12 protein-coding genes are annotated in these 10,351 nt (G+C 33.6%); 3 read left to right on the forward strand and 9 right to left on the reverse strand.

Annotated elements, in window-relative coordinates; translation table 11 throughout:
* Positions 1–93: 93 nt before the first annotated feature.
* The gene (locus tag ACKI3Q_RS03150; RefSeq protein WP_407414170.1) at positions 94–612 is read right to left on the reverse strand and encodes a nitroreductase family protein; all 519 of its coding nucleotides are present in this window, start codon (positions 610–612) and stop codon (positions 94–96) included.
* A gap of 263 nt (positions 613–875) precedes the next feature.
* Here ACKI3Q_RS03150 and ACKI3Q_RS03155 point away from each other — a divergent pair, with 263 nt between their 5' ends.
* Positions 876–2,789 carry a hypothetical protein gene (locus tag ACKI3Q_RS03155; RefSeq protein ID WP_407414172.1) on the forward strand — a complete coding sequence of 638 codons (1,914 nt, stop codon included), beginning with the start codon at positions 876–878 and terminating at the stop codon, positions 2,787–2,789.
* 51 nt (positions 2,790–2,840) lie between these two features.
* Here ACKI3Q_RS03155 and ACKI3Q_RS03160 read toward each other — a convergent pair whose 3' ends face one another.
* Positions 2,841–3,281 (reverse strand): hypothetical protein, encoded by a 441-nt coding sequence (locus ACKI3Q_RS03160; protein WP_407414174.1) that lies wholly within the window; start codon positions 3,279–3,281, stop codon positions 2,841–2,843.
* A gap of 130 nt (positions 3,282–3,411) precedes the next feature.
* Entirely contained in the window at positions 3,412–4,047 is a 636-nt protein-coding gene (locus ACKI3Q_RS03165) for a flavodoxin family protein (protein WP_407414176.1), read from the reverse strand.
* 96 nt (positions 4,048–4,143) lie between these two features.
* Here ACKI3Q_RS03165 and ACKI3Q_RS03170 point away from each other — a divergent pair, with 96 nt between their 5' ends.
* Positions 4,144–4,659 carry a hypothetical protein gene (locus ACKI3Q_RS03170; RefSeq protein WP_407414178.1) on the forward strand — a complete coding sequence of 172 codons (516 nt, stop codon included), beginning with the start codon at positions 4,144–4,146 and terminating at the stop codon, positions 4,657–4,659.
* A 170-nt stretch (positions 4,660–4,829) separates the two neighbouring features.
* Here the strand turns inward: ACKI3Q_RS03170 and serS are convergent, their stop codons facing one another.
* The 5 genes from serS to hypA form a co-directional block, all read right to left on the reverse strand.
* Complete coding sequence (serS, locus tag ACKI3Q_RS03175; protein ID WP_407414180.1) at positions 4,830–6,107, reverse strand: serine--tRNA ligase; 1,278 nt, start codon at positions 6,105–6,107, stop codon at positions 4,830–4,832.
* Positions 6,108–6,163: 56 nt separating this feature from the next.
* Positions 6,164–6,511 carry a hypothetical protein gene (locus ACKI3Q_RS03180; protein ID WP_407414182.1) on the reverse strand — a complete coding sequence of 116 codons (348 nt, stop codon included), beginning with the start codon at positions 6,509–6,511 and terminating at the stop codon, positions 6,164–6,166.
* A gap of 120 nt (positions 6,512–6,631) precedes the next feature.
* Complete coding sequence (locus ACKI3Q_RS03185; protein ID WP_407414184.1) at positions 6,632–7,663, reverse strand: DUF354 domain-containing protein; 1,032 nt, start codon at positions 7,661–7,663, stop codon at positions 6,632–6,634.
* Positions 7,664–7,676: 13 nt separating this feature from the next.
* Complete coding sequence (gene hypB / locus ACKI3Q_RS03190; protein ID WP_407414186.1) at positions 7,677–8,330, reverse strand: hydrogenase nickel incorporation protein HypB; 654 nt, start codon at positions 8,328–8,330, stop codon at positions 7,677–7,679.
* Between the two features lie 16 nt (positions 8,331–8,346).
* Positions 8,347–8,724, reverse strand: coding sequence for a hydrogenase maturation nickel metallochaperone HypA (gene hypA, locus ACKI3Q_RS03195; RefSeq protein WP_407414188.1), 378 nt, complete (start codon positions 8,722–8,724; stop codon positions 8,347–8,349).
* Between the two features lie 173 nt (positions 8,725–8,897).
* Between hypA and ACKI3Q_RS03200 the strand changes: the two genes are divergently transcribed.
* Positions 8,898–10,046 (forward strand): aldo/keto reductase, encoded by a 1,149-nt coding sequence (locus ACKI3Q_RS03200; protein WP_407414190.1) that lies wholly within the window; start codon positions 8,898–8,900, stop codon positions 10,044–10,046.
* A 68-nt stretch (positions 10,047–10,114) separates the two neighbouring features.
* On the opposite strand, the gene ACKI3Q_RS03205 is transcribed toward ACKI3Q_RS03200, so the two are convergent.
* A partial coding sequence (locus tag ACKI3Q_RS03205) for a tetratricopeptide repeat protein (protein WP_407414192.1) occupies positions 10,115–10,351 on the reverse strand: 237 nt, incomplete at its 5' end.

A 10,351-nucleotide genomic window follows, 5' to 3' on the forward strand; every position in this document is an offset into this window, starting at 1 on the left:
ATATCCGCTACCCACATAGGCAAATCATCATCAAAAAAGTCCCATTTAAGACTATTGGTATTGTGTCTGTCTACAACACTTTCAAAATCGTATTTAGTATTTTTCATAATGAATTCTCTCTTCATCGAATTTATCCATGAATTTGTTTTCCCATCCATCGGCAGGATAACCTACGGTAATTATACAATATGGTTTGGTATCTGTAATATCATCTATTCCTATGATTTCACCAATTTTGGCCATTCTTTCTTCTTCCGGTGCGACACCATTCCAAAGACCACCCAAACCTAAGTTAACTGCTTCAAGCAACATGTTTTCTGCAGCTGCACCCATATCCTGCTGCCATACAGTTTTATAAAATGCCCTTTCAATGTTTGCAACCAGAACTATTGCTACAGGCGCATTAGTTACCCTTGGCTTTATTTCACCAAGTTTTGCCAAGGTTTCTTTATCCTTAACAACTACAAATTCCCAAGGTTCAGCCCCCAATCTAGATCCAGGAGCCTGCATTCCCGCTTTCAGGATTTTTAAAATATCTTCATCATCAACATCCTTATCCTGGTATTCACGAATACTTCTTCTTGTATTAATAATTGTTTCAAAATCAGTCATATTAATTAATAGTTTGTTAATATATTTAAAATTTAACAAGAGTACCCCCGTTAAAAAAATATTAATTAATTTATCTATAGTGCAATTCATCCCCAGATTTAAGATTAAAGTATTCCTGGCCATCACAGATAACTAAAAATCCTTTTTTAAATTAAAAAAGTGAAGCTTTGTTTAATATGTTAAATTAAGTTAAAATAAAAATATTTATATAAATTTACAACAAAACTATATATATTAAAGAAAATTTTATGGGAGGAATTTATTTGTTAAAGAAAACATTAATATTTCTGTCAATATTTATAATTTTATCATTAACTTTTTCTGGAGTCTGTGCAGCAGACAATAACGACATAACTGATAATTCCGATGTAAATATATTATCTGCTGATGATACGACCACAGAAACTGACAAAATTGATGTTGAATTAACTGCAAATGAACAAATTGGAATTTATGGAAATAAAGATACTACACTGAAAGTTAATGCAATAGATAAGAATGGAAATAATGTAGATGGCGGATCAGTGATTTTTGTTGATGTATTTGGTCAAAATTACACTGCAGACATGAAAGATGGTGTTGCCTCCAGCGATGTATATGTTGGGGATACCGGAAAATTCAATATAACCTGCATGTATATCGGAACAGATGTTTACAATAATGCCAATACAATATTACCATTGACTGTTCCCGTTGCAAATACCACCTGTACTAATATTATTGCAACAAAATATGATGATACAGTATATTTCACAGGAAATGTTAAATCAGATTACAGAGCATATCCTGACTATGATGATTATGAAGAAGTAACCCAAGGAATTGTAACCGTTTACATTGACGGTGAAAAATTGGGAACATGTGATTTGGATGTTAACGGTAACTATGTATACATATGGAAAACAACAAGAAACCTCATCGGCCAGACAATCAACTTTACCGGAGTCTATTCAGACAGCGGAAAACATTTTAATCCATCAACATTCTCAAAATCATTTACATTTGAGCCACCCAAGGATACAGAAATCAGACCTCAGGTAACTGTTATAGATGACCATAAGAAATTAGTTAGCGGAGATGTCGTGGATGAAAACGGAAATAATGTTATCGGAGGAACAATCACCATAAATGGCAAATATACCATTCCAGTTGATGCAAACGGCAAATTTAAATTTTACATTACTGATGAAACACCTGGAAAGGTTAATTATGAAATCGGCGTGATGGATTTCGGATCAAAAGCAGATATTCGTAAGAACAGCCCATTGATGGATAGAATTGAACATACCAAATTAACTGATCAGCTCATTGATTTATGTACTCAGGGAAGCCCATATATCAAATTTGGAAACGGAAACGGTGAAACACTTGTTATGATTGTTGGGACACACGGAGGCGAACTCGCATCACAAGTAGCAGGTTTCAAATTAATTAACTTATTGGCTAATTACGGCAATGAGATTGATGGAACAATATACATATTTCCGACTATTTTCCCGGAAGCCACAGCCAACAATACAAGAATATATAATGGCACTAACTTAAATACTGTAGCGCATATTAATGGAACCATTTCCAATAGTATAGTTAAATTTGCAAACTCAGTGAATGCCATTGGACTTGGAGATTTCCACAATACCCGTCATGATGACAGTGATGTCGGTATTACCTGTATCTTCTGTTCCCAGCAACCAACACCTGAAAGTGAAGTTCTCGGTAAATTCATTGTTGCTGAAACCGGTTATGATATTAAAGATTACCCTGTAGCTGGAGATCCTTATGCCGGAGCAATAGAAGACTATGCAAACTTAGAGTTCCATATACCATCAGTTACATGTGAATCACTTTCAAACCACCGGGCTGTTGAATATGGAACACCTGAAATGTCATTTAATGAAATGTGTGGATTCTTAAAATATTTCGGATATAATGTCTATGAAATGATAGACATACCAATAAATGATTCAGACTTAATCTTGACATTTGAAAGTCCTTACAACTATAATCCAAGCTCAATAAATATAACATTAAATAAGACAGAACCAGCAAACAATACAGACATTAATAAAATTGCTTCAGCCGGTAAAGAAACTCTTCCAGCAGCAGGTAATCCATTAATAGCAGTATTGCTTGCTCTTTTAGCTATTGGAGTTGGAGGATTGAAAAGAAGATTGTAGTTTCATAATGAAAATTTAAATTATTCCACCATCACCTATTTTTTTTAAATCTCAAATCCCGATGTACAAATAACAGTGTGCTTTACCATCTTTTGTGAGAAAATCCGGAACCGTACTTTCATAGTCCTTATCAAATGTTCTTTGAATTTCATCATCATTCCAAACCTGATTCCAAGCTTTTATGGCAGCCTCATTTACATCTGCTCCTTTAGCAATGTATTTTTTGAAAACACCTTCATCAGCCAATTTTTCTAAATGAAAAATGAACTCTTTATCTGCTGCAATAACACTCAAGTCATAATTTCCGGTTTCATCACTTTCATAATTGCTGTACTCAGATATTGGAGATATCCCCTCAATCAATTTTCCATTGCTATCATGAATTAAGGGAATTTTTCCACTTACAATATCTTCAAACAATTCATTAATCTTGTTAATTCCTGCTTCATCATTTTTTAGTCTTATAGTTATTTTGTCTAATCTGTAAGTCATAGTTATTATATTGGTTTTCAACTTGAAAAATGTGATGGAAAAATGCCTGCTGAGTATATTTAACTGAATACATTCAAAACATGAATTATTATGTATTTAAAGAGTTTAATTTTGAATAAATTATTAAAAATTAAATCTTACTTAAATTTGCTCCAATTTCAAAAGCCTTCTCCAAGTCTTTTGGAAACTGCAAAATCCATTGCTTTTCTTTAGCTTCCTGTGAAAATCCTGCCATGTTATACTTTGAATATTTGCTGACCTGTATTGTATCACAGACAGGATAAGTTACTATTTCACCGTTTAAAAATGAAAAGAGAAACTCATTTTTGGCCAAATCATCTTTCATTGACTCTTCATAATACTGAAGTGGCGCATTCATAGTATAGAAAATTCCAACATTTACCTTTCCGGTAAAATAGCTGGATCCGTCATCATAGGACAGCAGACAGAAAATTAGTCTTTCAACCAATGCTCGAAATTCACTTGTAGGCTCTCCGAAGTATATTGGTGAACCTATAAGCAATGCATCAGAATCCAAAATCTCCTCAATCAATGGAGACAAGTCATCTCTCCAGTAACATTTTCCTTTAGTCTTATCTTTCAATTTACAGACAAGACAGCTCCTACATCCCTTGAATGATAAATCATATAAATTGACATATTTTGTTTCGGCACCTACTGATTCTGCTCCTTTTTGAGCGGATTGCATGATTTCAGCGGTATTCCACTTTTTTCTTGGACTTGCATTAATTATAATTGTCTTCATAATAACCACATTATATATATTTTTCATTTTACATGTAAATAAAAGCATTGAAAAAAAGATAAGTTTAAGTACTTAAAAGAATTATAAAAAGTAATCATGAAAAAAATAGCTTTAATATTTTTAGTAATTCTATTAATACTTGCAGGATGTTTAGCTTCAACAATTGCTAGTCCAGTTTTAATAATTGCTGAAGATACCGGAGAAGATGCCAGCGTAGATATGGCTGCAAAATTTTCACTTATAGGTGGTTTCGAATGGGTTTATCCAGGAAGCTCTTTTAATGCAAGGGGTGAAACATTACACAACATTCATTTAATCAGCCCAAGCGACCCCTATCATGCTGCTCAAGACATCATATCCCATACATATAATTACACCCCCCATGTAATTATCAGTGTGAACAATGACGCCGCAGAGGCAATATTCGGTAAGAATATTGTTGATTTAATAAGGTCAAATGATGCCTATAACGGATATGCAGGTAATGAAAATGTGCCCGGAACAATGTCCAGAGGAGACGCAATGGATACAGCTATGAAACAAAACGGTATGAATGTTCTACAAGTCCCAGTACAAATTATATTGGGAAATATACGCTTTATTTTCGTATGATTTCCCTTTTCTTATTTTTTAAATTGACAAATTAAAACATCTAAAATTAATATGGATACATATTTATATTATTATAAGCATTTTAGGGATGTAAAAAAAGTTTTAGTAAAATATATGATTGAAAAAAGATTAAATATGTGTGTAAAATCACTACACACAATCAAAATAAGTTATTTTTTAGCTTCAATAACAGTTTTTCCATTCATGTAAGGGACTAACACTTCAGGAATTTTAATGCTGCCATCCGCTTGCTGATAATTTTCCAAAATACAGCACATTGTCCTTTCAGTAGCAATAGCCGTACTGTTAAGAGTGTGTAAAGTCTGAGCATCTCCGGAACCTGCTCTTCCGATACGGGTTTTGGTTTTTCTTGCCTGATAATCCTTACAGTTAGTACATGAAACCAACTCTCTGAATGCGCCTGAACCAGGGAACCATGCTTCCAAATCATATTTAATGGCCGCATTATCATTCAATGCTGAAGATACAATAGCTATAATCTGATATGGAAGACCTAATTTCTGATAGATTCTCTCGGTTACCTCCATCAGGTGATCATGCTGATTTCTTGAATCATCTGGAGCTGAATAGATGAACTGTTCGATTTTTTCAAACTGGTGAACCCTGAATATTCCCAAGGTATCTTTTCCGTGTGATCCCGCTTCCTTTCTAAAGCAGGTTGAAAGTGCACAGTATCTTAACGGCAATTCATCAGGAGCAATAATTTCATTTCTGTGAAGTGCAGCCAAAGTCTGCTCTGCAGTTGCAATCAGATACATATCTTCATTTTCTACCTTGTATAATGTTTCTTTGAACTCACCGAGCTCTGAAGTTTCTGCTGCAACTTCCCCTTTTACAAAGAATGGAGTCTGCATTGGAATATACCCTTCAGCTTCCAGCTCAGCTAACGCAAATTGAATCAATGCCAAGTTTAAATGCAATATATCTCTTTTCAAATAGTAAAAACGGGCACCAGCAATGCTTGCTGCAGTTTCCAAATCAGCACCGTCAATTTTTTTAATCAAATCTACATGGTTTAACAATTCAAAATCATGCTCAGGTATTTCACCATAAGTTCTAACTACTACATTATCGTCTTCGGTATCGGAAATAGGTACATCCTCATCTATGATATTTCCAACTTTGTATCTGTAGTCATCTCTGAGTTTAAGACATTCTTCATTTTTAGCACTCAATTCTTTAATTTCTGCTGCTACTTCTTTGGAACGTTTAATGACTTCTTCTAAATTACCTTCTTCTTTTGCTTTTTTAAATGATTTAGATAATTTGTTTTTTTCAGATCTTAAAGAATTTAATTTTTTTTCACCTTCTCTCCATAAGGTGTCATATTCAATTACTTTTTCAACATTTTCAGTGCTTCTAAATCTTTTCTTCTCAGAGTCAATAATTATTTCTGGATTCTCTCTGAACAATTTTATATCTAACACTTTTTGTCCCCTAAATATTTATCACTATATAATTATGATTGTTTTGTTTTTTAAAGTTAATCCTTAACTTCCCTGTTGATTAACATTCTTCGCATTTTTGTATTGTCCAAAATTTTCAAATTGTCATCAACATCATATTTCAAATCTGCTATCAAATTAATTTCTTCGTCCCATCCTTCCCTTTCCCGAGTCCTGATTTTTTCCCAGCGCTCGTAATCTTCTTTAACGGGAATTCCATTCCTTTTTACATTTTCCAGGGCATTGAAAAATTTAAATTGGATATTTCCTCTAAGCTCCATCAGTCTGTCATACTCTTCCAGCAAATCGTCAAGCTGATAGGACATCAGGCGAAATTTTTCACATTCAAGTTCCAGCTTCAACTGGTCTAAATCATCATTGGTCATGATAGTTAATTTAGAATTTAAGATATAAAAATTTTATAAAAAAAAGAATGAATTATTTAAAGATTGCACATCTTTAAATTTTCATCAACTTTGAAATCAGGTATTTTTAGCTAATATAACCTATTTTCCATTTTTAGCCAAATCATAAAGATTATCTATAATGATTTGGAACAAATCATCAGTTTTTAAATCAATTTTTTGATGAGGATTATTCAAAAAGTCCAATGCTTTGGTAACTACCTGATTTACATTGTTTGACCTGTACATCAAACCGTTATCGATATAATACTGGTCAACAGATAATGTTTCTCCAGGATAACAAGAAATGACGGGAGTCTGCAGAATAGCTGCTTCCCTGTTCATTGTTCCTCCTGCACCGATAACCAAATCACACTTCTTCATTAAGCTTGAAGTGTCAACAGGAGGCTCCAATATAGTAACGTGTTCGATTCCTTCGAAAATATCAGCCTGCTCCTTAAATCTAGGCAATATTAATATATTTGCATGGTCTTTCAATTCATCAACAATTGGAGATAAAACGGATTTTCTACAATCTGCATCCAAATATGATGCAAGAGAGGGTTCAGGCCTCATTAAAATAGTTTTAGGATGTTCAAGATTTAAATTCAAATCCTTGAAGACATCATCATTATAGTTGAAGCTTTTGAAATGCATCAGTTCTGAAGTACCGTTGTATGGAATGATTGTATTCGGATCGGCACCAAATTTCATCAGTTTCCAAAAATCGATTTTTCTTGGAGTAATAATTCTGTCACATAAAGGCAATGTTAACTTATTAGCCGCAAGGGCATGTTCGTTGTCTAAAACGTACAAACTAGGAATTCCTAAACCGAATGAGATTCTAGGAAGTTCTATAGAATGCTTGCTAAGGGCGACATCAACCCTTTCATCAGCTATGATATCAACAAGATTATAAACTCTTGAAGTACTTTCCTTCAATTTGTCATATAGACTCACCCCATGCTTTCCAACGGAAATGAAGTCTATATCATACATATTCATTAATTTATGAATGTCTCCAAATTGCCTTCCAGTAACTATCAAATCTTCCCCTTCAGCTTCCAGATATTTAATAACATCCTTAAAGAACCTTACATGAGGAGCATTAGAAATATCAATCCAAACCTTCAAAAAATCACCGAAATCAGTTGTTCATTGCTTCTTCAATGCATTTGATGATTTCATCCAATCCTGTTCCGTCCTTTAAACTGGATTTGATGACCTTAATATTAGGATTTAATTTTAATGCATCATTGACCATCTTATCTGCATCGGCACCGACAGCATCAGCCAAGTCAACTTTGTTGATAACGACTGCATCAGATGTCTGGAAAATAATTGGGTGTTTTTCAACAGTGTCGTCCCCTTCAGTGACACTTACAACAACTATTCTCATGTGGGAACCCAATTCAAAGTCAACAGGACAGATAAGATTACCTACATTTTCAATGATAAGCATGTCCAAGTCATCCAATGGCAAATCTGCAATACCGTGACCTACCAAATGAGCATCAAGGTGACATTCTTTACCTGTGTTTAAACCTACAACAGGAACATCATGCTTTTCAATTCTGCCTGCATCAAATTTAGAAATGACATCACCAGCCAAAACACCAATTTTATAATCAGTATTATCAATAATCTCTTCCACCAGTGTTGTTTTACCGGAACCAATAGCTCCAACAAAATCAACACAGAATATTCCTTTTTCTTCTAGATTTTTCTTATTTTTATCTGCTAATTTCTTATTAGCATCCATAATATTTTTTGCAACTTCAACATCTGCTACTTGATGCATTATATCACCACATAACTTAATTATCTTCCGGTTTTTCAATAACTATATTTTTAACGACTATATCTTTACCGTTTAATATTTCAATAGAATAACTGTCACATTCTGGGCATTTGACAATAGGAGCATAATGGTCCTTATCATCAAGAATAGCTACCCCATGGAAATTACAGTCATTACAATCAATTTCTACAGGAATTTCTTCAAAAACAATCTTTGCATCTTCCAAAATCGTATTTTCAACCAAGACACCTAAAATAAATTCCAATTGTTCCGGGTTGACCATTGCAAGCCTTCCAAGTTCTATTGTAACTTCATTGACTTCAGTTGCATTATTATTTTCTGCAGTTTCAATAACTGCATCTATTATTCCTTGAGCCATTGACAATTCATGCATTAATTTCACCTAACAAAAAATATAATTATTAATACATTAATTATAGTTTTATTAATTTATAAAAGTATTTAATATCTCAATAATATTTGAGTAATACAATAATTGTTGCAATTAACAACATTTATATACTTTTTAAAATAGAATTATTATTAATTACAAGAGGGAGTAATAAGATGAGTTTTAAAAGAAAATTCGGTTTCGGATGCATGAGGCTTCCATTAACTGATGAAAATGACCCAACAAGCATTAATCAAGAATTGTTTAACCAGATGGTTGATATTTACATGGAAAAGGGCTTCAACTATTTTGATACATCCTATGCATACCATAACGGAGTATCAGAAGTCGCCATCAGAAAGGCAGTGGTTGAGAGATACCCTAGGGAATCCTATCAGATATGTGACAAGATGCCTACATGGGCACTGACCTCCGAAGAGGACAATGATAAATTTGTAGCAGAAATGCTTGAAAGATTGGGAATAGACTACTTTGATGTATTTTTTGTACATAACATCAATGTTCCATGGTACAGATTAGCTGAAAATGCCAAAACATTTGAATATGTTAAAAAAATGAAAGAAGATGGAATAGCTAAAAAAATTGGATTCAGTTTCCATGACAATTCAATACTATTGAAAGAGGTTTTAGATAAATATGGAGACTTTTTAGATGTTGTTCAGTTGGAATTGAACTATCTTGACTGGGAAGATCCTGCAATCGAAGCCAGAAAATGCTATGATTTATGTGTAGAACATGGCCTTGACGTCTATGTAATGGAACCTTTAAAAGGAGGGGTCATTGTAAATCCCCCAAAGGAAATTGAAGATGAATTTAAGCAATTCAATCCAGATAAATCAATAGCCAGTTTTGCATTAAGATTCTGCGCATCTCTGGAACATGTTAAGATTGTTTTAAGCGGAATGAGAAATATGGACAATCTTCTTGATAATTGCGATACCTTTGAAAACTTTGAAGTGTTGAGCGATGAAGAAAGTGAATTTTTAGAAAAAATGGCTGATAAGCTCTATTCAAAAGTAGCTGTTCCATGTAGCGAATGCGGATACTGCATTGATGCATGTCCTGAAAAGATTCCAATTCAGGAATACTTCTCCCTATACAACAAAAGCAAAGTTCAGCCCGAATCAAACATTTACAAGAATTACTTTGACAAATTAGGTGATGAAAAGGTACCTGCCAATAACTGCACAAACTGCAGAACATGCATTGACTACTGCACTCAGCACATTGACATACCTGAAGAGATGAAAAAAGTATGCGAACACTTTAAAGAAGGTTTCAGCGCATATTCCGGAGCACCTTAAACAAAGCCAAACCATCACCAAAAAATAACTTAAAAATATCTATTTTTATATGAAATATGATAAACAATTTAAGACAATTCCTTAATTAATTCACGAACCATCTCATTATTTTTATCTAACTTGGAAGCTTTACGCGCATATTCCATGGCTTCTGTAAATAGTCCGCCCCTTCTGTAAACAAAACCCATCAATGCAGTTGCCTCCACATGAGTATCATCAATAGCCAATAGCTCTTCCAGCAATTCCCGTGCAGTATCCAAATCACCCTGAATAAATAAGTCATATGCCTCTTCATATAATGTATC

It is taken from the genome of Methanobrevibacter sp. (assembly GCF_045636185.1).
Lineage (GTDB): Archaea > Methanobacteriota > Methanobacteria > Methanobacteriales > Methanobacteriaceae > Methanocatella.